Origin of the sequence: Fibrobacter sp. UWH4 (assembly GCF_900142475.1) — a bacterium.
In the GTDB taxonomy this organism is placed as follows: Bacteria; Fibrobacterota; Fibrobacteria; order Fibrobacterales; family Fibrobacteraceae; genus Fibrobacter.
This window is the reverse complement of the sequence record NZ_FRAY01000002.1, coordinates 468,645-491,839: the sequence shown is the minus strand read 5'-3', so window position 1 is coordinate 491,839 and position 23,195 is coordinate 468,645. Positions and strand designations below refer to the sequence as shown.

General features: G+C 52.5%; 19 protein-coding genes and 1 tRNA gene. 4 read left to right on the top strand and 16 right to left on the bottom strand.

Annotated features, from left to right (window positions below):
- Positions 1-122: 122 nt before the first annotated feature.
- The 6 genes from rpsA to BUA93_RS04865 form a co-directional block, all read right to left on the bottom strand.
- Positions 123-1,886, bottom strand: a complete 1,764-nt coding sequence (gene rpsA, locus BUA93_RS04885; protein WP_072977900.1) for a 30S ribosomal protein S1 — start codon at positions 1,884-1,886, stop codon at positions 123-125.
- A 35-nt stretch (positions 1,887-1,921) separates the two neighbouring features.
- Positions 1,922-2,590 (bottom strand): (d)CMP kinase, encoded by a 669-nt coding sequence (gene cmk, locus BUA93_RS04880; RefSeq protein WP_072977898.1) that lies wholly within the window; start codon positions 2,588-2,590, stop codon positions 1,922-1,924.
- Positions 2,591-2,734: 144 nt separating this feature from the next.
- Complete coding sequence (locus BUA93_RS04875) at positions 2,735-3,916, bottom strand: phosphotransferase (RefSeq protein ID WP_072977896.1); 1,182 nt, start codon at positions 3,914-3,916, stop codon at positions 2,735-2,737.
- Positions 3,913-4,263, bottom strand: coding sequence for a hypothetical protein (locus tag BUA93_RS04870; protein ID WP_072977895.1), 351 nt, complete (start codon positions 4,261-4,263; stop codon positions 3,913-3,915). Before BUA93_RS04870 ends, BUA93_RS04875 begins: the two co-directional genes overlap by 4 nt.
- Positions 4,264-4,281: 18 nt before the next feature.
- The gene (locus tag BUA93_RS16660) at positions 4,282-4,413 is read right to left on the bottom strand and encodes a hypothetical protein (RefSeq protein WP_256374669.1); all 132 of its coding nucleotides are present in this window, start codon (positions 4,411-4,413) and stop codon (positions 4,282-4,284) included.
- 205 nt (positions 4,414-4,618) lie between these two features.
- The gene (locus tag BUA93_RS04865; RefSeq protein ID WP_072977893.1) at positions 4,619-5,446 is read right to left on the bottom strand and encodes a nitrilase-related carbon-nitrogen hydrolase; all 828 of its coding nucleotides are present in this window, start codon (positions 5,444-5,446) and stop codon (positions 4,619-4,621) included.
- Between the two features lie 41 nt (positions 5,447-5,487).
- Between BUA93_RS04865 and BUA93_RS04860 the strand changes: the two genes are divergently transcribed.
- Positions 5,488-7,848 carry a peptidase associated/transthyretin-like domain-containing protein gene (locus BUA93_RS04860; protein WP_072977891.1) on the top strand — a complete coding sequence of 787 codons (2,361 nt, stop codon included), beginning with the start codon at positions 5,488-5,490 and terminating at the stop codon, positions 7,846-7,848.
- Between the two features lie 81 nt (positions 7,849-7,929).
- Entirely contained in the window at positions 7,930-8,646 is a 717-nt protein-coding gene (locus tag BUA93_RS04855; RefSeq protein ID WP_139257801.1) for a M15 family metallopeptidase, read from the top strand.
- A gap of 61 nt (positions 8,647-8,707) precedes the next feature.
- On the opposite strand, the gene priA is transcribed toward BUA93_RS04855, so the two are convergent.
- Positions 8,708-10,846 carry a replication restart helicase PriA gene (gene priA / locus BUA93_RS04850; RefSeq protein WP_072977881.1) on the bottom strand — a complete coding sequence of 713 codons (2,139 nt, stop codon included), beginning with the start codon at positions 10,844-10,846 and terminating at the stop codon, positions 8,708-8,710.
- A gap of 126 nt (positions 10,847-10,972) precedes the next feature.
- Here priA and BUA93_RS04845 point away from each other — a divergent pair, with 126 nt between their 5' ends.
- Together BUA93_RS04845 and BUA93_RS04840 are read left to right on the top strand one after the other, a co-directional pair.
- The gene (locus BUA93_RS04845) at positions 10,973-13,879 is read left to right on the top strand and encodes a DUF349 domain-containing protein (RefSeq protein ID WP_072978132.1); all 2,907 of its coding nucleotides are present in this window, start codon (positions 10,973-10,975) and stop codon (positions 13,877-13,879) included.
- A 148-nt stretch (positions 13,880-14,027) separates the two neighbouring features.
- A complete protein-coding gene (locus BUA93_RS04840; protein ID WP_072977879.1) occupies positions 14,028-14,993 on the top strand; it encodes an L-threonylcarbamoyladenylate synthase in 966 nt (321 codons plus the stop codon).
- 11 nt (positions 14,994-15,004) lie between these two features.
- Here the strand turns inward: BUA93_RS04840 and BUA93_RS04835 are convergent, their stop codons facing one another.
- The 9 genes from BUA93_RS04835 to BUA93_RS04790 form a co-directional block, all read right to left on the bottom strand.
- Positions 15,005-15,760, bottom strand: coding sequence for an acyl-[acyl-carrier-protein] thioesterase (locus BUA93_RS04835; RefSeq protein ID WP_072977877.1), 756 nt, complete (start codon positions 15,758-15,760; stop codon positions 15,005-15,007).
- 332 nt (positions 15,761-16,092) lie between these two features.
- Positions 16,093-17,823: a maltotransferase domain-containing protein gene (locus BUA93_RS04825; RefSeq protein WP_072977873.1), complete on the bottom strand. Its 1,731-nt coding sequence runs from the start codon at positions 17,821-17,823 to the stop codon at positions 16,093-16,095.
- A gap of 76 nt (positions 17,824-17,899) precedes the next feature.
- Positions 17,900-19,291, bottom strand: a complete 1,392-nt coding sequence (locus BUA93_RS04820) for a carbohydrate binding domain-containing protein (protein ID WP_072977871.1) — start codon at positions 19,289-19,291, stop codon at positions 17,900-17,902.
- Positions 19,291-20,139 carry a TIGR02147 family protein gene (locus tag BUA93_RS04815; RefSeq protein WP_072977870.1) on the bottom strand — a complete coding sequence of 283 codons (849 nt, stop codon included), beginning with the start codon at positions 20,137-20,139 and terminating at the stop codon, positions 19,291-19,293. Before BUA93_RS04815 ends, BUA93_RS04820 begins: the two co-directional genes overlap by 1 nt.
- Before the next feature lie 72 nt (positions 20,140-20,211).
- Positions 20,212-20,814, bottom strand: a complete 603-nt coding sequence (locus tag BUA93_RS04810; protein ID WP_072977868.1) for a GNAT family N-acetyltransferase — start codon at positions 20,812-20,814, stop codon at positions 20,212-20,214.
- Positions 20,815-20,936: 122 nt separating this feature from the next.
- Positions 20,937-21,020, bottom strand: a tRNA-Leu gene (locus BUA93_RS04805).
- A gap of 44 nt (positions 21,021-21,064) precedes the next feature.
- The gene (locus tag BUA93_RS04800) at positions 21,065-21,667 is read right to left on the bottom strand and encodes an alpha/beta hydrolase (protein WP_139257779.1); all 603 of its coding nucleotides are present in this window, start codon (positions 21,665-21,667) and stop codon (positions 21,065-21,067) included.
- A gap of 195 nt (positions 21,668-21,862) precedes the next feature.
- The gene (locus BUA93_RS04795; protein ID WP_072977865.1) at positions 21,863-22,381 is read right to left on the bottom strand and encodes a hypothetical protein; all 519 of its coding nucleotides are present in this window, start codon (positions 22,379-22,381) and stop codon (positions 21,863-21,865) included.
- A gap of 7 nt (positions 22,382-22,388) precedes the next feature.
- Positions 22,389-23,192 carry a hypothetical protein gene (locus tag BUA93_RS04790; protein WP_083597127.1) on the bottom strand — a complete coding sequence of 268 codons (804 nt, stop codon included), beginning with the start codon at positions 23,190-23,192 and terminating at the stop codon, positions 22,389-22,391.
- Positions 23,193-23,195: the final 3 nt, after the last annotated feature.

Genomic DNA, 23,195 nt, shown 5'->3' with positions numbered 1-23,195 from the left:
GAAAATAGGTCGTTCGGTTATGTGAGCAACAAAGCCCTCGGGGGTAAGCCGAGTGGTCATATAAGAAACCCCGCGGTTAACCGCGGGGTTCCCTTAAGCTTTAGGCTTAGAACAAGCGAAGATTAAGCTTCAGCTTCTTCAGCCTTCTTCTTGGAAGACTTCTTCTTCGGAGCGGCGGCTTCACCGATGGTGGTGCCAGATTCGCCCGGCTTGTGAGAGTCCATCCAAGTCTTGAGCTCGGCGGATTCACGGTTCTTGAAGTAGTCAACCACAGAGAGGAAGATCTTACGGTTGTTCTGATCGATTTCGGTCACGACAGCCGGAACTTCGTCGCCAACCTTGAATGCATCGGCCGGAACCTTGATGTATTCAGCGGTGAGCTTGGAAACCGGGATGAAGCCTTCGATACCGTCAGCGAGTTCAACCACGACGCCGCGGTCGAGCATGCGAACGATCTTGCCCTTCACTTCGCTGTTCACCGGGTAGGTGGAATCGATGGTATCCCACGGGTCTTCGGTGAGGTGCTTCATGGAGAGGGAAATACGACGCTTTTCCTTATCGACGGCGAGCACGACGCATTCGACCTTGTCACCCTTCTTGACCATTTCGTTCGGGTGGGTGATCTTCTTGGTCCAGGACATGTCGGAAACGTGGATGAGGCCATCAACACCTTCCTTGATTTCGACGAAGGCGCCGAAGGAAGCGATGTTGCGGATTTCACCAACCACGCGGGCACCCGGCGGAAGTTCGGTTTCGATAGAATCCCACGGATCGGATTCGAGCTGCTTCATGCCGAGAGAGATGCGTTCTGCATCTTCTTCAACCTTGAGCACGACAGCTTCGACTTCCTGACCGACGGTGAGGATCTTGGACGGGTGCTTGACATGCTGAGTCCAGGACATTTCGGAAACGTGGATGAGGCCTTCAACGCCGCTATCCAGTTCAACGAATGCACCGTAATCGGTGATGGAAACAACCTTACCCTTAACGATGGCGCCTTCCGGATAACGTTCGGCGATGTCCTTCCACGGATGCGGCTTAAGCTGCTTCATGCCGAGAGAGATGCGTTCCTTCTTGTCGTTGAAGTCGAGAACCATGACTTCGACTTCCTGGCCGAGCTGGAGCATTTCGGTCGGGTGGTTGATGCGCTTGTAGCTCATGTCGGTGATGTGGAGGAGGCCGTCTACGCCGCCGAGGTCAATGAATGCACCGAAGTCGGTGATGTTCTTGACGATACCCTTGCGGACCTGACCCTTTTCGAGGGTTTCGAGCACGTCGCCACGCTGCTTGTTGCGTTCTTCTTCGAGAACGACGCGGCGGGACACGACGATGTTGCGGCGAGCCTTGTTGACCTTGATAACCTTGAGGTCGTATTCCTGACCGATGAGGGCGTTGATGTCCGGGATCTGACGGAGGTCGATCTGGGAACCCGGGAGGAAGGCGTCGATGCCGAACAGGTCGACAACCACACCGCCCTTGATACGCTTCGTGAGCGTACCGCGCACGACTTCGTTGTTTTCGAATGCAGCGTGGATGCGATCCCACACGCGCACGAAGTCGGCCTTCTGCTTGGAGAGGATGAGACGTCCGTCTTCATCTTCAAGCTTTTCTACAAACACTTCGATTTCGGAACCGATTTCGAGGGAGTCCGTGTCCTTGAATTCGCCACGGTCGATAACACCTTCGGACTTGTAGTTCACGTCGATAAGGACTTCCTGGTCGTTCACCTGGCTGATCTTACCGGTGACGAGCTTGCCCTGTTCGAGGCAGTCCATGCCGGCATATACGTCGGCGTTGGCCTTACGGAAGTTGGGGCTGCATTCACCCTGAGCGGCGAGGATTTCAGCGAGATCTTCTTGAGTTCCGAATTTGAGATTTTGAGACATTTTGTTTAGTTGGGTTGTGGAACAAAGGATTCAGGCTACGCCACTACACCTACGTAGTCGAGAATCTTTTGAACCTGTTGTTGGATTGAGATGTGTGTAGTGTCAATTTCAATAGCGTCGTCCGCTTTCTTGAGGGGGGCGTTTGCGCGGGAAGAATCCAGGCGGTCGCGTTCGACCAGGTTCTCGAGGACTTCTTCGAGCGTCACCTTCTCGCCCTTTTCAAGGAGTTCCTTGTAGCGGCGTTCGGCGCGGACCTTCACGTCCGTGACCATGAAAAACTTGTATTTGGCGTCGGGGAAAACGACGGTTCCGATGTCGCGGCCGTCCAGGATGCAGCTCTGCTTCTTGCCGATTTCGCGCTGCTTTTCGGTCATGGCGGCGCGGACCGACGGGAGGGCACAGTAGATGCTCACGTTGCTCGACACCTTCATGCCGCGGATTTCGCTTTCGCGGCTCACACCGTTAATGAGAATGTGGTTTTCGGAGTCGAACCCGAGGTCAAGGTTCTTGAGCAGTTCGTCCATGGCGGGGCCTTCTTCGGCCGCAAGTCCCTTGTCGAGGGCTGCAAGCGTCACGGCGCGGTACATGGCGCCGGTATCCAGATAGGTAATGCCGAGGGTCTTTGCCACGATCTTTGCGGTGGTACTTTTACCGGTACCCGAACCGCCATCGAGGGCGATAACAAAATTCTTAGAATTGCTCATGAGTGGGTGCAAATATAGCTTAAGGTGAGAGTCGCGTCAATCGTGCTTGCACGAATTGACATGACCGAACCGTGCTATATGCGCCCTGAAAGGGCGCCAATATAGAAAAACGGAGCTCCGTTTCAAGAGTCCCCGTTTGCACCACTAAAGCTCTTTGAGGGCTTTTTCGGGAATCCAGAACCAGTCGGGGCGGAATTCCAGCTCGTAACATGCCTCGTAGACGGCCTTGCTTAGAATGTAGGGCCTGGATTCCTCTTCCAGTTGCTTGATCGGAATCCCCGATTCCTGGCTATAGCCGATCAAAAAACTCAGCCCGTAGCTGCAGGGCTCGGCGGAACGTTTTTCCTCGGGGATGTTTGCCTGTCGGACCGCTTCGGCATAGGCGAAACTTCGCAGCATACCCGCGATGTCGGCGGCAGGGGAGCGTAGCCTTCGCCTGAATTCGAGCGTGCGCGTCGGTTCCCCTTCAAAGTCGAGAACCGTGAAGTTTGTTCCGTTAAAAAGGAGTTGCCCCAGGTGATAGTCCCCGTGGATTCGTTGCGGAACGAAACACCCCTGCGTCGTTTTGGTCAACAAAGATTCTTGCAAACAACTTAATTTGTTGACGAGCGGCACCAGGTCTTTTTTCCCGTTCGACTTTAGGAGCTTAATCAACTTCTCAAAGGGTGGCTTTTCGGGCTGCGAGCCCGTTCCCTTCAGTCCCTTTAAGGCCTGATGCAGCTTCGCCGTGGTCTGTCCAAGCAACCAGGCGGCGTGTTCGAGAAAAGGAGTCGGCTCTCCCGTGAAAATGTCCCAGGCGTTTTTGGCTCCGTCAATGTGGTTTTCCAGAATGCCGATGGCGTAGGAATTTCCGTTCGTCTGGTACTCCGCGTATCCAAGAAGCTGCGGAACTCCTTCGAATCCCTTCTTGTTCAGTTGCAGGAGGATTTCCTGTTCGGGGTGAAGCCCTGCGTGCAAGCGGCGGTATAACTTGAAGAAGTATTTACCCTTTACGAAAAACGCTGAATTGCTCTGCTCGGCACCAAGGGCGATTGCCTGGGCGAGGGTATCCTTGTCGATCTTGCTGGTCCGTGTGAAAACGAATTGTCCTTTATCTGTCTTGAAAATCTGGACGGACGGAGCTCCGCCGAAACATTCGGCAAGGATGGTTCCGGTCTTGGATTCGTCTTCGATAGTTGCATATAGGTCGCGAGAATTGTTCTCGAATTCAACCTGTAAAATTTGGAGTGTACAGCCTGCAATTTCGATGTGGTCCATTTCGTTGATTTGACGGACGGGTAGCCCCTTTCCCATGAACCATCGCTTGCTTGTAATATCGTAGGTCATTTTGTTTTCAGTGCTGAAAAATACCCCTGCTTTCGGAGGGTGGCCGAAACCTTCAGCTGGTTTTCGAGAGGCTCGTTCAGGATTCCTTCGAGTACGAATTCGGGAATCCTTTTTTGGGGGATGAACTCCTTGGGAACATCCTTGAAGTCGGAAAGTTGCCAGTTCGCAAGAAGCTTGGGCAGAAACTGGTTCCACGGAAAAACATCGCCGACTTTCAGAAAAAATCGTGCGGGCTTTTTGCCGTCCTTGGCGTCAAGTAAAAGTGAACCGTCCCTGTAGCAATTCAAAAGCACTGCCTGTCGTTCTTCGTTCAAAGTCGCAGGCTGTGCCGGAATGACAAGCACCATCCGCAAGGCACGCTCTCCTTAAGCGGCTAGTTCCCGCTGGATTTGCGCATATTGGTAGGTCGAGATAGACGTAATCTTGAGGACAAGTTCACGCGTGATGCCTGCCTTGATTAACGCTTTTGCGTACTGGAGTCTGCTTGTATTCGACATCGTTTACCTCTTGCTTAGATGTTGTCGATCCATCCTAGAGGGAAAAGATATATTATAATTTTGACAGTGGAAAGACATAAAAAAATTTTTTTATGGACCACTTTTTGACGAAATGACGCTAACCTGTTGATAGCTAGTGAATTAGGAAAAAATCCGTTTTGGAAAATAATGTGACCTAGATCATTCCATTTTGGAATACTAGATATTAAATGTATTCTTCCGGTACAATTCCCTTTAGGACGGGGAACTGTTTGCGGTATTCTTCCTGTGATTTTGAATCGATACGTGCGTGTACGATTCCTTCGAAAGAGGCGTCCGTCGAAGCGATGATTTCCCCTTTCGGATTGATAATCATCGAGTTGCCTCCGTAAGAGGGTCCCCCGATTCCGTTCACGGCAGCGATGTACACCTGGTTCTCGATGGCCCGCGCCTGCAACAAGGTTTTCCAGTGGGCGATTCTTGCGGCGGGCCAGGCCGCCTGCACCGTGATGAGCCTAGCTCCTGCCTTGACTGCATCGCGGTAGAGTTCCGGAAATCGAAGGTCGAAACAGATGGTGGACGCAACCGTCCAATTATAGAGCGAAAACGGACACGGCATGCCGCCGGCCTTGAACTTTTTCTGTTCCATAAAGAACGGATGGTACTTGTCGTAGGCTGCAAACTCCTCGGGGTATCCCGGTTGGTATACGCTGCAATGGTTCAGGAGTTTCTGGTTTTCAGTGGTGTCGCGAGCCGCATCGCTTTCGGCGCCTTTTTCTATGCCAGCCCCCATAACTGCACAACCCGTTTCGTTTGCGAGTTTGTACAAAAAATCGGCCGTTTCGCCGGCGTCGTTTTTGAAAAAGTGTTCCGCGGCGCTTTCCGGGTGTAGCGGCAGGTATCCCGTGGCGAACATTTCGGGGAGAATGATTAGACCTGGAACGGAATCGTCCGCATTTTTGCGAATTTTCGAGGAGAGTTCGCGGACTTTGGCAAAGTTTTTGGCCTTGTCGTTTGGGACAATTTCCATTTGAACTAGGTAAATATCAAGCATGCGTTAAATATAGAACAATTCAATTTGCTATTTTAAGAATCATGAGATTACGCTCCCTGCTCGTTTCAGTCCTGCTTTTGGCGACGTTCCTGTTTGCTGCGACCCCGACCTTGATTGTGGGTGTCGTTCTGGAATCCGAAACCGATTTGCCGGTTAAGGATGCAACCATCACTTATGTCTCCGGAAAAAAATTGGGTGAGACGGATTCTGACGGTCGCTTCGAACTGACGGTGGATTCCAAGAATGCAATCCTCATTTTTAAGAAGGACGGCTTCGACAGCGTGCAAGTGGAACTGCAAGATTTTGCAGACCTCTTTGACATGGTGGTCACGATGCAGACGACCACCGATGTCCGCAACCTGGGGACGAGTACCGTGATTGGCGGTGGTGGCGACAAAGTGCAGTGGAACTTTGAACGTAAAGTGAACCTGGATAAGCTGGAAGATGCTGCCGGTATGCGCTTTGACGTGACGGAACACTTGAGCCAGATGCCAGGTATCTCTGGTCAGAAAGATTTCAGCAGCGCTCTTTATTACGAAGGTTCTCGCGCGGGCGACGTGGCATACCATTTGGGCAGACTCCGTATTCCGAACATGCGCCACTTAGATGTGGGCTTCCCGGGCAATTTGTCGGTTATCAATCCGCATATCCTGAGCGCCATCGAAATCCATGACAATTACGGTGAAGGACCGATCGGCCAGGGGCTCGCGACTTCGGTACAGTATATTCCTGAACAGACCAAGGGCGATTGGGGACTCCGCGGCACGGCGGGCATTACGCTTCAAGAAGTGGTGGTTGATGCGCCGTGGCTTTTCTGGGATAGCTTCCGTTTCTCTTTCCGTAGGCTTGACGAGGAAATGCTCAAGAACTTGGGCGAAAAGTTCTTTACCGAGTTCCGCAAGCGTGATGGTGATTGCGTCGAGAACTGCAACGTGAAATCTTCGGATCCGTTTGATCTCACGGCATACGACATCTATGCGCAGTTTAACGGTTCCGACAGCAGCGGAAATACCTGGGCGCTTCGTACCTTGTACAGCTCCGATGAATACAGCATCCATCAGGACACTTCTACTGCCTACGACCAGGTGAACTCGATCGACATTATCGAGGGAATGCAGCAGTACCTGGTCATGGGCGCCGAATATAATTCCCGCTTTGGAACGTCTGCTCATGCCGGCTTCGTGCGTGAAGTTCTGGGTGATACGCTCCGCGATACGACGGGTTTCCGCAAAACGGCGAATACGAAGGAATCGGCGACCTTTATCGATGCCTACGAACAGACTCATACGACTTTGAGTGGTGGACTCGACCGGAATTTCAAGGGGTCGATCCTGGGCTCCAAATTGAGTGGCGCCCTGCTTTACGAGCACCATATTGTCGAACGAGAATATCCTGATTTTGGTGATACGCAGTCCGACGACTTCCAGACGGGAGTGCTTTCGGGGGCTGCCCGCATGAACTGGCGGAGTGACTTCTCGCAGGAAATTCTTTCTGTCGGCGCCATTGCCGATGCCGGCGAACACGAGGCGGCGCCGACGGCTTCGTTGGACTTTGAACAGAACCTTTCGAAGATTGATACCGCCTACTGGAGGCTCTTTGCGAATGCGGCCTACCGTAGCGACTGGAAACCTTATTACGAAGATGGCGACCTTACGGGGCGCTTGGAATCGGGTGTGTCCGGCAAGCTGGGCCTGGGCTATAATTCCAAGTACTTGGTGGCGCAGGGTTCGGGCTTTGGCCGCTACTACCCTGATCCGCTTTTGCCGATGCCCAAGGCGTATGCGCAGTATGACGATGTGACTCCGATTGATTTTGCTTGGGTGGCGGGCGCTTCGGGTACGCTTGAATTCAAGACTTCGCACCATTTCTCGATGGCGACGAACGTGAGCACGGTTTACGGTGAATACGAATTAGATGGTGGCAAGTCTCTCCCGTGGGAAGCGAATTCCCGTCTGGACATCCTTTCGCATTTCCGCTACTATCCGCGCAAGGACTCGATTGTATCGGTCATCATTACGCACCATGCGGCACTGCACCGTCCGTTGTATTACTATGAAATTACTCCGTCCGATGTCAAGAGCCATACTAATGGTACGCGACGCCTCAAGGATTACAACGAATTTACGGATATGTTCCGCACCGATGCGCGTGTGAACCTGGACTTGACGAGCAGCAAGTATTTCTTCAGGAGTGCCCGATTCTATATCGAAGTGGACAATATCTTCGCGAACCTCGATGTGTCGGCACTTAAGTTCTTGGGGAGTGAAAACGCCCGCGAACGCTCCTGGGTGACCCGAGATAACAACGATGAATCTACCGATGGCTATGACCTGGTGCCGTTCATGGCGAAGGGAATGGGCCTCTACGTGCAATTCGGCGTCGAAGTGCAGCTGGGAATCTAGGGTTATTCGGAGTTCGGAATTATTTCGAAAATGTAAATGCACGTCATCGCGAGGAACGAAGTGACGAAGCGATCCATTAAGATGTTTTTTTTAACGGTCTGCGTGGCTTGCATATCCGTTTTTGCTCATGAGACGGATTCCCTGTTTGTTCCACCGAAGCCCGATAAGCCCTTGCGTTATTGCAGTTCTGTCAAGAAGTGGATTGAATTTGCGACGGCAGATTCCAACATGGTCGAAATTACGCGCCTGAAGGGCGTGCGCATGGACTTGCGATACGCCACCTTTGAAAATGTGACAGGGCATGACTTGTATTGTGGCGTGCAGCGCGCCTTTGTGCATAAGGATGCTGCTGCAAAACTCCGCAAGGCGATCAAAATTATGCAGCGTGATATGCCTGGCTCTATGCTTGTGATTTTCGATGCGTCACGCCCGCTGTATGCGCAGGAGGCTTTGCGAAGGACCGTGCGTGGAACCCCTTATTCGGCCTATGTTTCTTCGCCGGGTAAAGGAGGCATGCATAACTTTGGCTTGGCGCTAGATTTGGGCATTACCGATGCCGATGGCAACTTGCTTGACATGGGCACGGACTTTGATTCTTTTGAACGCTGCGCGGGCGAAGTCGGCGAAGCGGAAGCCTTAAAGAGTGGACGGCTTACGCAGGAACAAGTGGACAACCGCAACAAGCTCCGCAAGATTATGCGCGGGGCGGGCTGGGTCCCGCTCGGCAGCGAATGGTGGCATTTTAACGCATTCCCTAGCAAGTACGTGCGCGAAAATTATCCGAAGTTCCCGCTGTAAAAGCGTCTCTGTCATGCCCGCGCAGGCGGGCATCTCCCTTTTAGTTGCACAGGGAAGATTGTTATTCAATTTCCACTTTAATCTCTACGTTTTGCACCCAGGGCTTGGCGCCGTTGATAATGGGATGCAGAATCTTGCGGACGGGGGCGAGGTCTTGTGTCTTGATGTAGAGTTTTGCCCAGTGGACATTTTGCACGACAGGCACGAAGGCGTCCACAGGGCCGAGCACCATGAGCTTCTTGTCGGTGCGTAAGAGGGTTTCAAGACGCTCGACGGTGTGCCGCAGTAGATCTTCGTCGCGGCTGCCGCAGCTGATTTCTACGAGCTTGCAGAAGGGCGGGTAGAAGGCGGCGCGCCGGTCTTCCATTTCCTTGTTGGCAAATCCGATGAAGTCGTGGTTCACGGCAAACTGCATCACCGGTTCTGAAGGCTTGAGAGTCTGAATCAGCACTTGGCCTTCTCCCCCTGCACGACCCGCGCGCCCTGCAGTCTGGCTGAGCAGTTGGAAAAGTCTTTCTGTAGAACGGAAATCGGGAATGCCGAGTCCGCTATCGGCGCCAACGACCCCGACTAATTGCACGCCAGGAAAGTCGTGGCCCTTGGCGACCATTTGTGTTCCGATTAGAATATTGTATTCGCGATTGCGGAACGCGTCAAGAATCTTTTCGCTGGCGCCCACGTTCTGCGTGGTGTCGCGGTCCATGCGAATCACTTTCGCATTCGGAATCCACTCGGCGATTTCTTCTTCGAGCATCTCGATGGCGCCGCCCACGAACTCGTAAGTTTCGGCGCCGCAGGCGCTACACGGTGTGTTCACCGGGTAAAGGGCGGCGCAGTAGTGGCACATAAGTGAGCGGTATTGCTTATGGTATACCAGCGGAATGTGGCAATGCTTGCAGTAAAGCGTCTCGCCGCATTCGGTACACACGCGCATCTTCGAAAAACCGCGGCGGTTCATGAGGATAATCGCCTGGTCCCCGCGCTCGATGCAATCGGTCAATGCTTCGCGGAGTGCGGGCGACAAGAGGATGCCCTTTTGCTGGCGCATCTTGCCCATGTCGACAATTTGCACCTTCGGGAGCGGCGCCTGCGTGGCGCGTTCCTTGAGTGTAACCGTCTTTAAGTTATTCGCCTTTGCATTATAGAATGTTTCGAGGCTCGGTGTGGCACTCCCGAGTACCACGAGGGCGCCGTACTTGTACGCTAAATGGAATGCCATTTCGCGGGTGTGGTAACGCGGCGCCGGATCCTGTTGCTTAAAAGAGGAATCGTGTTCTTCGTCGAGAATCACGAGGTCGAAATCGAACGGGGCAAGAATCGCGCTGCGGGTGCCGAGAACCACCTGCGTGTCGCCCTTCAAAATTGAGACGTAGCCTTCGCGTTTCTTGGGTGCAGAAAGCGCCGAGTGCAATACCACAATCGGGACTTGCAGAAAATCTTCAAAACGCTTGAGCGTTTGCGGCGTGAGTCCGATTTCGGGCACGAGGATCAAGACTTTCTTGTGTCGCTTCAATGCTTCGCGGGCAAGCTCCTGGTAAACGCGGGTCTTGCCCGATCCGGTGACACCATGGAGTAATACGCCCCGGAATCCGTCTTTATCCAGTTCTTCGCAAAGCGTATTGAATGCGTTAGTTTGTTCTGAAGTTAATGTGGGGGTACGGGCGGTTTGGCTAGAGATTGCTTCGCCTTCGGCTCGCAATGACATGCTTTGTGCATTCGGGGTCGTTGTAGGGGTGTCCCCTGCAGAGGGGGTAGCGGGAGACCCTTGGGGCTCACGCGAGGGGGAGGCTTCCCCCTTTGTAAATGCCAAAGCATCTAAGTACTTCTCGAAGTCGCTGGGCCAGAAGACGAACAGCGCCTTCATGGGTGTGCTAATGTAATACCGTGCCGTCCATTCGAGCGATTCCATATAACGTTCGCTAAAGCGGTAGCCCGACTGGTGCGGGTAAGCGGGGCGCACATCAAACTTGGGGCGGTCCTGGTGGACGCGTGCGACCACGGCGAGGGCCGGCTTTTTACGGGTGGCGAACTGAACCCAAACGACATCTCCGCGCACAAGGTTGACCCCTGCGGGAACTCCGTAGGTATAGACATCGGGGGCCATGGGAATGTATACCTCGCAGAAATCCGTCAGAGTTGCGGATTTGAGCTTCTGGTGCACTTCCTCGGGGGCGCTGAGTTTGGGAATTCGCTTTGTCACGGGCTAAAAGATAGTTAATACCGCAAAATGCGCATAAATTCCAATTTTTTTTGTTTGAAAAAACTTTTTTTGTTAGATTATAGTATGCAAACCTTAAGCAGGCTTGCCATACTATTGGAGATCTCTATGAGCTTATTTGACGCCTTTAAACCGAAGTGGCAGAATTCCAACCCCGCCAAGCGCCTTGAAGCAGTCGCTGAATTGGGCTTGGACAACCAGGATATCCTGGACCGTATTGCCAGTTCCGATTCCGATGCTTCTGTCAGGACCGCGGCCGTAAAGAAGTTGAATATCATTTCTTCGTTGTTGAAAATTTCGAAGGAAGATTCCGACGAAGACGTGAAGCGTACTGCAAAGACCCGTTATCAGGAAGAGGTTGTCAAGAAGTTGAAGTCCGGTGCCGAACCGAGCGCCGAAGACCTTTCTTATTTGAAGGACCTCAAGGATACTCATTACGCCGAAGAATTGCTGAAGGGTGTGAACACCTCTGAAACTGTCCGTAGCGAGCTGGTGAAGCTTTGCGAAAAGCAGTCTATCCTTGCCAATGTCGCCAATCGTGATGCCAGCGCCCGTATCGCTCTCGCTGCGGCGGCCAAGGTGGAATCCGAATCGCTTTTGCAGGATATTGCGAAGAATTCAAGGCAGTCCGAAGTTCGTAAGACCATTTCTGAAAAGCTCCGTGCAAAGCGCGATGCCGAAGATAACGGCAAGAAGGCTGCTGAACTCCTGGCGAGCAAGCGTGAAGCCCTGGTAAAGCAGGCACATTATCTCGCTGCCCAGAAGGAACCCCTCGCCGTGAAGGCTCAGTTCGAAGATCTGATGGGAGAAGCCCGCAACCTCGGTATGGGGGATTTGCAGGCAACAATTGATGAAGTGTATGAAAGCTTCAAGAAATTCTGCGACGAAGCTGATGCTGCCCGCATCGCCGCCGAAAAGGCCGAAGCCGAAAAGCAAGCGAAGATTGCTGCCCTCACGGCAAGCCTCGAAGAACTTGAAGGCTTGGTTGCTGGAGGCAAGGCATCCGAAAACGCAGAACGTATCGAGGCTATCCTTGCCGATTGGGCCGAAGGCAAGTCCCTGATGGATGCTGCCTTGGTCAAGCGTTATAACAATGCTTTCTTCAAGGTCCAGGAAATCAACAAGGCGAAAGAAATTGTCGAAGAAGTCCCTGAAGGCACCGACGAATCGGTTCGACCGGAACTGCTGGAACGCCTTAAGGCTCTTGCCGATACAGATGTCAACGACATGACCCACAAGCATTTGCACGCCATTGTCCGCGAATGGGAAAAGCTTCCGCTGCTGGAAGGCGAAGACCCGATGTTGCAGGAATACAATGCGCTGCGCAACAAGCTCTCGATCAAGATTTCCGCCTATAACGACGATGCACAGAAGCGTTTTGAAGAAAACTCCGAAAAGCTGAAGGCAATTATCGAAAAGGTCAAGTCCTTTGACGAAAACGAAGACTTCCGCGAACTGAACAAGAAGGTTCGTGAATGCTTCTTGCAGTGGAAGGAAATCGTCGGCGAAAACAAGTTCAAGTACCACGACCTGTGGCAGGAATACAAGGCCGCGACGGCCCGTTTCCAGGAAATGCAGCAGTGGGAAAATTGGCACAATGAAAAGGACCGCGACGATCTGCTCCTCGAAATGGATGCCCTGACCAAGGAAGCCGGTAGCCAGACCGTTCTTCAGAAGCTGAAGGAAATTACGAACCGCTGGAAGGAAATTGGACCCATTTCTGCTGCCAAGCTGCAGGAATATCGCGATCACTTCCAGAGCAACTACGAAAAGATCAAGGAAAACTGCGCCGCCTTTATCGAAGAAATGAATGCGGAACGCGTGAAGAACTTGGCCGACAAGGAAGCCCTGTGCGCAAAGATTGAAGAACTTGTTCAAAATGCAGAAATGTTCTGGAAGGACAAGTACAAGGCGATGCAGGAAATCCAGGAAAACTGGAAGAATATCGGCATGGTGCCTAAGGAAAATGTGGCTGCGCTTACCGAACGCTTCAAGGCCGCGACGGCTGCGTTCTACGCCCAGCATAAGGAAAACCTGAAGCAGGAAGACGAATCTCGCGAAGCCAACTACGAGAAGAAGGTAGCTCTCTGCATGGAAGCCGAAGCGCTCAAGGAATCGAGCGACTGGAATGCGACTTCGAACAAGTTAAAGCAGTTGCAGGATTCCTGGAAGTCTGTCGGTCCTGTGCCCAAGAGCAAGTCCGATGAAATCTGGACCCGTTTCCGTACCGCATGCGATAGCTTCTTTGAAAAGAAGCGAGCCCATTTCGAAGAAATGGATGCTGCAAAGTCGAAGAATCTTGAAGCGAAGAAAGCCTTGTGCGAAAAGCTCGAGGCGATGGAAGCCGCTGCCCAGGGAACGCTTGACGAACTCAAGGCCGTGGAAGAAGAATGGAAGGCTGTCGGCATGGTTCCGAAGGATGCCATCGAAGAAATCAGCAACCGTTACAACTCCGTCTACAATAAGATTCTCGACCGTCTTGCCCATGTGGATTCTACCTTGGCGCAAGGACTCGATGTCATCAAGGAAAAGAAGACCGCAATGATCGACAAGGTGCGTCAGTTTGCCGAAAGCGCTGGCAGCAACCAGTTGGCCGATGCCGTTCGCGAACTCCAGAAGGAATGGCGCGAACTCGGATTCTGCGGCCTCGAGGATATGGATCTTTACAAGCAGTTCCGCGAAGCTTGCGATGACTTCTTTACCCGTCGCCGTGACCAGCTCGACATTCAGGAACAGGCTCGCCAGAACAACCTGCAGAAAAAGCTGTTGCTCTGTGAACAGGCCGAAGACCTGCTGATCGATCTGAACGAACAGACGGTGGCCGCCTCGATGAACAAGGTGAAACATCTGCGTCGCCTGTGGAAGGAAGTGGGGGCCGTGCCTCGTGAACAATCCGAGAAAACCTGGAAACGCTTCAATACGGCCTGCGACAAGGTGTTTGCCTTCGGTCGCAAGGATCAGCCTGAAGGTGCCGCCCAGGAAGGTGCTGCTCCGGAAGCTCCGGCAGAAGCGTAATAGTTCTGGATCCGGATTTCTGAATTCGGAATTATTATTGAGTGTGAAATCATAATTAAAAAGAGGATAGCGATGTGCTGTTCTCTTTTTTTATGCGAACAACAAAATTTTCTATTTTTAACTCTGAAATCCGAATTCTGAATTGAAAATGCAATTTCCTCCTTGGACAAGTATTGACGATGCCGCGCGCCTGCTTCACGATGGACAGGTGGTCGCGATTCCGACCGAGACCGTTTACGGACTTGCGGGAAACGCGTATTTGCCATCTGCGCTGGCTCAGATTTTTGCGATTAAGGAACGACCGACGTTCGACCCGCTGATTGTTCACATCTGCGAAATTTCGCAGTTGGCCGATATCGCCGAAAACATTCCCGATGCGGCGTACGCATTGGCGAAGGCTTATTGGCCGGGCCCGATGACAATGATTCTTCCCAAGAAGGAATGCATACCGGATTTGTGTACGAGCGGACTTCCGTCTGTTGCGGTGAGGTTCCCGTCGCATCCAGTGGCCCAGGAAATTATCTGGAAGGCTGGCGTGCCGCTAGCAGCCCCGAGTGCGAACCTGTTCAAGCACGTGAGCCCGACAACTGCCGAACACGTGGCGGCGCAGCTGGCCGACCGAGGCCTTGCTGGCATTGTAGATGGCGGTCCCTGCAACGTGGGTGTCGAAAGCACGATTGTCTCTTTAGTGGGCGAGCCGACGGTGCTCCGTCCGGGAGCCGTAACGCCCGAAATGATTGCGAAAGTCATCGGCGACGTGAAGGTGAAAGAATCTACTTCGAAGCCGGGGCAAGCGATGGCCGCACCGGGGCAGTGCGACACGCACTACCGCCCGCAGGTTCCACTTTTCTACGGAGCGCTTCCCGAAGGTTGTCAGTTGCCGGAACGTACCGTGCGTATCGCTTTTGGCGACTGCGAAGGCCCTATTCCCGCAACGTTGAATTTGTCCGAAAGTGGCAATATGCTCGAAGCGACGGCAAAGCTGTACGCCTATATGCACGATCTGGATGACCCCAAGTATGACTTGATTCTTGTGGACCCGATTCCGAATGTGGGCGTGGGCATGGCCTTGAATGACCGCCTGAAACGCGCGAGCATCAAGCATCTCGGATAATATCCGAGGCGTTACTTCATCTTGACTTTCATCTCGAAGACTTGGCGTCCCGAATCGTCTTCGATTTTCATATAGGTCGCACCCATCTTGTCGGCGCGGAAAATCTTGACTTCTTGGCCTTCGCGGGTTTCTCCCATAAAGTGCAATTCCAACATCGAAGGAATGCATAGTTCCAGGTCGGCGGCGCTGAACACATTCAGACCAAGCTTTACGTATTCGATGTTGTTCATGTGGTGCGACATGTCGATATGCTGCGGCAGCACCTTCTGGCGGTACACTTCCTGATATTCCTCGGGCTCTACGGGGAACTTCGAGAACTTGTTGTCCATAAAGGGTTCAGGGGAACCTTCTGCAGGAAAGTCCACCGCAGAAAGCTTCATGGGGCGATGTGTTTCCAAGTTGAGGCAGCAGGCTTCTTGTACGGCGAGAATGATGGGTTCCCCTTCGACTGTCGTGACGGCAGTATTTTCGTAAGTGCGGATGGGAGCGCTGTCGGCGGGGAACGATGTGGTCACCACCTTGTCGCGCCAATAGGGGCGTTGGAAAAATTTAAACTTCGCTTTGGTGATGGCCCAATAGCCGCCTTTTTCGTTGACGCAGAAGTTGTCCATCTTGAGTGTGCCGAAATTCTCGGTGAAGTTGTCCTGCACCATGAGTACCGTCTGCGCAAGGCCCATCTTGCCTGAGACATCGATGTAGGCCGAGGTGATGGTGCGTTGTTTCTGGAAAACCAGCGGATTTTTAGCAAGCGAATAAATGTCGATCATACTTTCAATATAAATAAAAAAGACTGCCGTGAAAACAGTCTTTTGTACAAATGTGTCTATGGATTCCGTCGCTTCGCTCCAGAATGACATCCTCCTAAACAGTCATCCTGGAGGTCGACTAACCGCTGGGCTCCTATGCTGCTATTGCAGAAACCGGTCATCCTGGAGGTCGTCAGACCGACGGCGGACAGCACTTGGTTAGTGGACGCCTTTGGCGTCCGCAATTTCGGCTCAACCATGCCAGAATGTAAACATTCTGTCGCGGCGTTCGCCTTATATGCTTTTGTAACCTTAGTGCGCATGGTCCCCGAATGGGGAGGATCCAGTGTCGCCTAGATTTTCTTGAGCACGAGCAGGTGGCCGGGAGCCTTGGCAGGGTCGAGGCGAACAAAGTTCTTGTTGCCGCGCCACACGAAGGATTCGTCGGTAATCAGGTCCTTCAAGAAGAAGAAGGAATCGTCATTCAGGCCGAGCTTCCTCATGTCGAGTTCCACCATGCCTTCCTGCGCGTTGTCCATATCCATGTTGCACACGCAGAGGATCACGTCTTCGCCGGATTTTTTGGAGTAAACCATCAGCTGGTCGTTGGCGCAATAGTGGAAGTCGAGGTTGTCGTATTCCTGCAGGGCGACGTGTTCCTGACGGGCGGTGTTTACGCGGCGAACGAAGTCCTGGATGCCGGGACCATACCAGTTGTGCACCTTGTACTGGTACTTTTCGCTGTCCTGCAGTTCTTCCTTGATGGGGCTCGGGATGTTTTCGCAGAGCTCGTAGCCGTTGTACATACCGGTAAGGCTAGAAAGCGTACCGGCAAGGAAGTAACGTTGCTTGAAGGCGTTCGGGCCCTTGTAGGCGAGGTACTTCGGGAAAATGTCCGGAGTCGTCGGGAAGAAGATGCCGCGCATGTATTCCTTGGCATCGGACTGCGTGAGTTCCTTGAGGTACTGCTCGAATTCCCACTTGGCAGAGCGCCAGGCGAAGTAGGTGTAGCTCATGTCGAAGCCCGACTTTGCAAGGCGGTGCATCATCTTCGGGCGCGTGAACGCTTCGGCGAGGAACACCAGTTCCGGACGCTTTTCCTTGACGTCAGCAATCAGCCATTCCCAGAACGGGAAAGGCTTGGTGTGCGGGTTATCGATACGGAAAATTTCGACGCCCTTGTCGGCCCAGAACAAGATAATGTTTTCGATTTCTTTCCACAGGGCCTTGTAGTTCTTGTTGTAGTAGTCGAAGGGGTAAATGTCTTCGTACTTCTTGGGCGGGTTTTCGGCGAACTTGATGCTGCCATCCGGTTCGTGGTAGAACCATTCCGGGTGCGATTTCACATACGGGTGATCGGGGCTGCAGTTGAGCGCGATATCGAGAGCGAGGCGAAGCCCCTTCTTGCGGGCGGCCTTGGCGAAGTGTTCGAAATCCTTCATGCTTCCAAGTTCGGGGTCCACGTCGTAGTGGCCGCCGTTCTTGTTACCTACGGCGTACGGGCAACCAGGTTCAAGCGGTTTGCCCTTCTTGTCGACCTTGGCGTGCAAGGCGTTGTTCGCGCCCTTGCGGTTGGTGACACCGATCGGGTGAATGGGCACCAGGTAAACGGTATCGAAGCCGAGGCCTGCGATGTAGTCGAGCTGCTTTTCGCAATCCTTCCAGGTGGCACTCTTGGTGGGGTCGGTGCCCTGGCTCTTCGGCCACATTTCGTACCAAGTACCGATGCGGGCGTAAGACGGGTCCACGCGGAGTTTCATCACGGGGCTTTCGGTCGGCTCGTCCTTGGGTTCCACGGTCCAGGCGCAAATCTTGTATTCATAGTAGCCGATGTTGTTGACCGTGAAGGATCCTTCCCACTGGTCGTTATCGACAAAGTGCATGGGAGCCTTTTCCCATTTCTTTTTGGAATCGTGGCGGTAGAAAATCGCCGCGTCATACTTTTCGTGGCTGTGGCGGAAAATGTCCGCGGTAAGCGTGACGGTGTCGCCCGGTTCGCGCTTGAGCATAAAACGCCCACCTTCGATCTGGGGGCGAATGTTTTCAATAACGAGATTGTCTTTGCGAGTAGGAATAGTTGCCATAATGGCCCAAATGTAGAATTTAATGTGCGAGATGCAAATTTGAACTTAGAAAAATCTACCAACTAAGTTCTGGAATTTATTTCGAAAGCCTTATGACCTGCACGTCCTTGATCCAGAATGTACGTGCGGAGCCGCCGAGGTTGAGCTCGAAACGGGCGAAGGGATCGCTGACTTCCGGAGTGAAGGTAATGCCAACCGACTGTCCCGTGGTGTGCACATCGACGTGCCCCTGGAAACCGACGGTTTCATAAGTGGCATAGGAACCGATGCGTGCCGTAATCTGTCCTTCGATATTGGACCAGATGGTGAATACGCACTGGTACTGAATTCCCTTTATGAGGGCGACGTTTTCTTGAATCAACTGCACGCTGTAAGAGTGGTTGCCGCCTTCGTTGACTTGCACCTTCATGATGCGGTCCTTGGAACCGTTTTCGATAATGACGCTCGTGTCGGCACTACCTCCAAATTGGTTCATCAGGATCCAGTCCGTGGTGAAAGGCGATTCAAAGTTCCCGTTAATGATCGTGTTTTCGCCCTGCTTGGCGGCGATACCGTTCCAGATGTCGACGACGTACTCGGAGAGCGAATCACCGGTAGCGGATGTGTAGTCGTAACGCAAGGGCTGGAAACTGGTGACGAATCTCTCGTTAAGTTTCTGCCACAGTTCGGGATTGAAATTGGAGTTGATGTAGAGTATCCCGTCGCGTCCCAGTTCGGCGCCAGAGAAGTCAACGTCCTTTATGAACTGCTTGACCCTGAATATGACGGACAGGTTCGCCTTCCCGTCGTTGATCTCGATTTGGGAGTAGTGGTAGCGGAGTAGCAGTGTCTGGAAGTTGGACAGGCTGTATTCGAACGGAACATAGGAACTGTCGATCAGGATTTTACCACAAATGGAAGTCATGTCGTTAAGACGGAATCCGACGCCCATTTCCTTGAGGTATCCTTCTTCTTGCAGGTCGATGTCCTTGAACGGATCTTCTACGGAAGAACCTTCGGTGAACGAAATTTCTAGTTCGTCATCAGGAGTGTCTTCGTACGGCCAAAGCTGGAGCCCGAGCACCGGGTCGACAGAAACACTAATGTAGTAGCTCGAGAAGGAGCGCACCTGGGTCAGTACCAGGGAGAAGCTGTCCAACAAGATTGGTTCGTCGTTGGAGGCCGTCTTGGTGAGCAGCTTAGGACCGATGTCGGAATAGTCTACAGAGAAGTTTGCCGTCAGGGGGAGTGCGGGCAGCTTCTTGATGACGGTATCTTTCGGAGTCGTGTCCTTTGGTGTAGTGTCCTTCGGAGTGGTATCCTTGACGACTGTATCCCTTGCGGTTGTGTCAAGGTCGGCAATCGACGGATTTCCGATTTCGATTCCCGCCACGGTCTTGTCGTTGGAACATGCGACAAATGATACGGTCAAGGAAACGACCGTAATGGCGTAGGCGGCAATCGTGGCTATGGGCAAAAAGAATTTCATCACACTCCTCGGGTCAAAGGGAAGAGCTGGATGTTGATTTGAACAACATCTTCTGCTTCTCCTGCTTTTGCAGAGAAATCTAGTAGTTCTTTTCGCATTAGTTGTAAGTGTTTTTTCAAATTGGGGAAATCTGAGCGCTTAATTCCAAAAGTGAGCGCCGAAATGTCCCTTTCTTGGCCCGGAAGCTCCGTCAGCATATTGGCCGAGAGCTTGAGCATCTGTAAATGGTACATCTTGACCATCAGGTCTTGCACTTCGTCGTCGGTCGTAATCAGCGGGTCGCGCTGACGGTATCCGTTGGCGGTCTTGACCAACAGTCCCAGTTCCAGCAAAAGGTTTAGGGATTCGGTGACCTGGGCGGGAGTGACTAGCCCACGGAGCTTTTTGGAAATCTGGTCAGGAATAGGCCTGAAGTCCTTGAGTCCTACCATTTCGAGAATGGCGGAATGGTGCCATTCCTGGAATATGCGGAACTGAGCCTTGTCCATCTTGTGGAGCTTGGAGCGGGGGCTAGCCTTGATGAGCTGTGCGTAATAAATTTGCTTGTCGGCGTCGGTTTGCGCCTGGTTGAAGAATACGAGGCTTTCGAAATAGGCGGCACGCTGGTTTTCAAGTCCCAGGCCGTGAATCAGTTTGGTGACAGTGTTCTTGGTAATGTTGCGCTTGCCGTCGATGGCAAGCTTTAAGTGGGCGTGGCTCGAAAGCCCTGCCTTTTCGGCAAAAAAACGCAGGCTGAAAGCGGTCGAAGTCTTCTTCTTGTATTCGTAGTAATCGCGCAGGAATACCCTGTAGTTGGTATACTGCAGAATATCCGGTTCTACGAGCTTTTTATTTTCTCCATTATCCATGCTTTAAAAAATAGAAGAGTTCTTGGCTGAAAATAAAAATTTTTTTGACTTTCTCGTTTACCTTGGTAACCATCAGTAAACATCGCGGGCGAGAAGAGAATACCGCCGGTGATCCACGAATTTGCCGTTTATCAGCTCAAAATCGCGGTTTACGCCTTCTTCAGTGAACCCGCAACGGGTGGCCACGGCGGCACTCTTGGTGTTGTGTACCGAAACGAGAAGTTCCAGCCGGTTGAGCTTGAGATGCTCGAAGGAAAAGCGGATGATCAGCTTGACGGATTCGGTCATAAGTCCTTGCCCCGTAAAGGGTTTGGCGAGCCAGTAGCTCAACGTGGCGGAGTGGTTCCGCAGGTTGATTTCCATCATGATAGCGCCCGCGAATTCCCCTTCGGGGCTGTTCGGCGTGTTCTTGAAAATCAGCCAGCAACCGCCCTGGCCGAATCGTTCGTTCAAGACCCACGAACGGATACGTTTCTTGAGGTCGAATATGTCGGTCTCGGGAATCCAGGGGAGGTGTTCCGCTAAAAAGTCGCGGGAATTTTCGATGGTCGCGAAGATGTTTTCCGCCGCTGCCGGGCCGCTGCCGTTTTCGCGTACGCCCTTGAGGGTGACACGCTCTCCCTTGAGTGTCGTCGTCTCAAATGCCTTGGTGAAAAAGTCTTCGAAGTTTTCCATAAATGCGAATGTAGTAAATAGTAGGCAGTAGGAAGCGGGAAGTAGACAGTAGGCAGTGGGAAGTGGGCGGTGGACTGTGGGAGAAAATAAAAAACCGCCGAATCGCTTCGACGGTTTTTCAGTGCGGATGAAAGGACTTGAACCTTCATGCCCTTGCAGGCACTAGAACCTGAATCTAGCGTGTCTACCAGTTCCACCACATCCGCGTGGGTAAGCCAAATTTTGAAAAATTTCCCGATTTTGTCAAGGGTTAATTAGAAAAAAACTCTAAAATCCATTCTTTGTGCTTCTTTTGCCAGTAGCTCCAGTCGTGCTCGCCTTGCGGATCGAACTTGAGGTCGCAGGCGGTTCCTACGTTCTGGCAGAATTCCTGTATCCAGGGGAGAGTCTTTTCGGAGGGGTACAGGCGGTCGGAACCGCCTTGGATAAATCTCCAGCGTCCGTTTTTGAGGGGCGCTTGCGCGGCGACTTGGGTTGCCGGTCCGAGAGCCTCGCCGTAGGAACTCATCAGAATGCGGTTCCTGATTTTTCGCTTGCCCCACATGGAATAGGCGATTACGCCAAGTGAACCGTCTGAAATACCGATGAGCGAGATTTCGGAAATGTCTTTCTTGTGGCGTTTGGAGAGACTGTCAAGAGCGTCGTCAACACGTTGAATGGTGGTGGGCTCTACCCAGTGGTTTTGCTTGCAGGCCGAGGCGCTGACAACGGTGTAGGTCGGGAGCATCTTGGCGATGTCGCCTCCTGCCACGAGTCCTTTCCGACAGTTGTTGCTGGTCATGCCACCGTGAAACCAAACGACCGTTCCGTCAGTTGTCTTGTTGCCTGCAATCCGCCACACTCCGACAGGCATGTCGGGTGATTTGTTCCCGGCCGAAAACATGAATGAGGCGTTTTCGAGAGGGTTTCTTTGATTGACGAACAAGGTCTCGGTCGGCGCTTGAGCAATGGCCAATGCTGCGAAAAAAAGAATAACTAGAAGACTTTTCATTTCATTAATTTTAAAATCCGAAATCCGAATTCTGAATTCTGAAATCCGAATTCAGAATTACCGTCTCTTTTTCACGATCCACAGGATAAACAGGAGGAGTGCCACCAAAGTCATCGCTAGTATGATGGAGCATCCGATAAAGGCATAGTAGACCTGGTAGTCTATTACGAGTGTGTCGAAGTCCAGTTCTCCGTCTGTCGAGGCGATGCTGTGTACGACGAATGTGTGCTCATCGATACGCGAAGCGGAAATTTCGAGAGGAACATCCCCTGCGTTGTAGGCCGCAAAGCTGTACCAGTCTGCCATGTCGTCGAGCATTTCCCTGGAGGCGTACAGGATAAAGTTGGCTTGTTCGTCTCCGTTAATCTGGAAAATGGTCTTGTCGAAAAAGGGAACGTTGCTCCCGCCGAAGACGCTCGGAATGGCGGCGTGCGAGACCGTCCCGTAAAAAAGGTCGTCTTCCTGGAGGAGGCCCTTGAGGGCAGGCAGCATGTAGGAGGTGAGCCATGCCGCAAGAAAAATCAGCAGCAGAGAAAAATTCAGAAGGGCCGGTTTTCTAGAAGTAAAGAATCGCATGGGTCTTTTATTGCTTGGATCTAAAAATGAAGAAGAATGTAGAAAGCATCAGCACCAGGGTCAAAAAGTAGAATGCCATCGGAATCTTGGACTTGAGCGCCATTTCGTCGATATTCTGTTGCTGGAAAAATTGGATGGGGTCTTCGCTGTACATGACTGCCATCTCGTTGTTGAAACGGCTCCAGGCGAGTGTCAGTTCTTCGTTTTCTTGAAGGAGTGCAGCGATGGCGTTCCTGGTGGAATCGGGGAGTGCGCTGTAGAGACTGTCCCCGTGACCGGCGATGCCGACCATATAACCCGCACGGGCGGAATCCAATATATCGCGGAGCGGAATTTGGATGCTTGCGGGAAGTTGCGAGGCTTGGTTGTCGATCTGTTGCAGGTGCTCTAGCCAGAGGGCCCGGCTTGCGGCGTAACGGCGCATGCTCGAAACCTTGGCGAGGACTTCCCGCTCGAAGCGCTCAACAGTGGAATGCGGTGGCGCCTTGATCCCGATTCCGCGGATTTCGTCCATTTCACGGGAGAAAGCGACAGCAATCTCGCGAAGATTCATCGTTTGGGCCAGGACAAAGACGGTGTCGATTCCGAATCCGATGCGCACGCGTTCCATGCCGCGCATGGCGTACGATTCCTGCAACTGGTAGTCCGACAGCGTCTTGATGTAGCGGGAGTACATGATAATCTGCGGCTTTTGCGAAAAATAGAACAGGATGGTGAGCCCTATTGCAACCGCCAAAACCACCCACGCCCAGGGGGAGCGGATTCTTGCGTTAAAGGTATCGGCAATCGATTTATTCTTTAACTCCAGCACAAT

What these genes read in the sequence shown, in the direction of transcription:
- rpsA (WP_072977900.1), bottom strand. Translation starts at nt 1,886, where the DNA reads ATGTCTCAAAATCTCAAATTCGGAACTCAAGAAGATCTCGCTGAAATC.
- cmk (WP_072977898.1), bottom strand. Translation starts at nt 2,590, where the DNA reads ATGAGCAATTCTAAGAATTTTGTTATCGCCCTCGATGGCGGTTCGGGT.
- BUA93_RS04875 (WP_072977896.1), bottom strand. Translation starts at nt 3,916, where the DNA reads ATGACCTACGATATTACAAGCAAGCGATGGTTCATGGGAAAGGGGCTA.
- BUA93_RS04870 (WP_072977895.1), bottom strand. Translation starts at nt 4,263, where the DNA reads ATGGTGCTTGTCATTCCGGCACAGCCTGCGACTTTGAACGAAGAACGA.
- BUA93_RS16660 (WP_256374669.1), bottom strand. Translation starts at nt 4,413, where the DNA reads ATGTCGAATACAAGCAGACTCCAGTACGCAAAAGCGTTAATCAAGGCA.
- BUA93_RS04865 (WP_072977893.1), bottom strand. Translation starts at nt 5,446, where the DNA reads ATGCTTGATATTTACCTAGTTCAAATGGAAATTGTCCCAAACGACAAG.
- BUA93_RS04860 (WP_072977891.1), top strand. Translation starts at nt 5,488, where the DNA reads ATGAGATTACGCTCCCTGCTCGTTTCAGTCCTGCTTTTGGCGACGTTC.
- BUA93_RS04855 (WP_139257801.1), top strand. Translation starts at nt 7,930, where the DNA reads ATGTTTTTTTTAACGGTCTGCGTGGCTTGCATATCCGTTTTTGCTCAT.
- BUA93_RS04845 (WP_072978132.1), top strand. Translation starts at nt 10,973, where the DNA reads ATGAGCTTATTTGACGCCTTTAAACCGAAGTGGCAGAATTCCAACCCC.
- BUA93_RS04840 (WP_072977879.1), top strand. Translation starts at nt 14,028, where the DNA reads ATGCAATTTCCTCCTTGGACAAGTATTGACGATGCCGCGCGCCTGCTT.
- BUA93_RS04835 (WP_072977877.1), bottom strand. Translation starts at nt 15,760, where the DNA reads ATGATCGACATTTATTCGCTTGCTAAAAATCCGCTGGTTTTCCAGAAA.
- BUA93_RS04825 (WP_072977873.1), bottom strand. Translation starts at nt 17,823, where the DNA reads ATGGCAACTATTCCTACTCGCAAAGACAATCTCGTTATTGAAAACATT.
- BUA93_RS04820 (WP_072977871.1), bottom strand. Translation starts at nt 19,291, where the DNA reads ATGAAATTCTTTTTGCCCATAGCCACGATTGCCGCCTACGCCATTACG.
- BUA93_RS04815 (WP_072977870.1), bottom strand. Translation starts at nt 20,139, where the DNA reads ATGGATAATGGAGAAAATAAAAAGCTCGTAGAACCGGATATTCTGCAG.
- BUA93_RS04810 (WP_072977868.1), bottom strand. Translation starts at nt 20,814, where the DNA reads ATGGAAAACTTCGAAGACTTTTTCACCAAGGCATTTGAGACGACGACA.
- BUA93_RS04800 (WP_139257779.1), bottom strand. Translation starts at nt 21,667, where the DNA reads ATGCCTGTCGGAGTGTGGCGGATTGCAGGCAACAAGACAACTGACGGA.
- BUA93_RS04795 (WP_072977865.1), bottom strand. Translation starts at nt 22,381, where the DNA reads ATGCGATTCTTTACTTCTAGAAAACCGGCCCTTCTGAATTTTTCTCTG.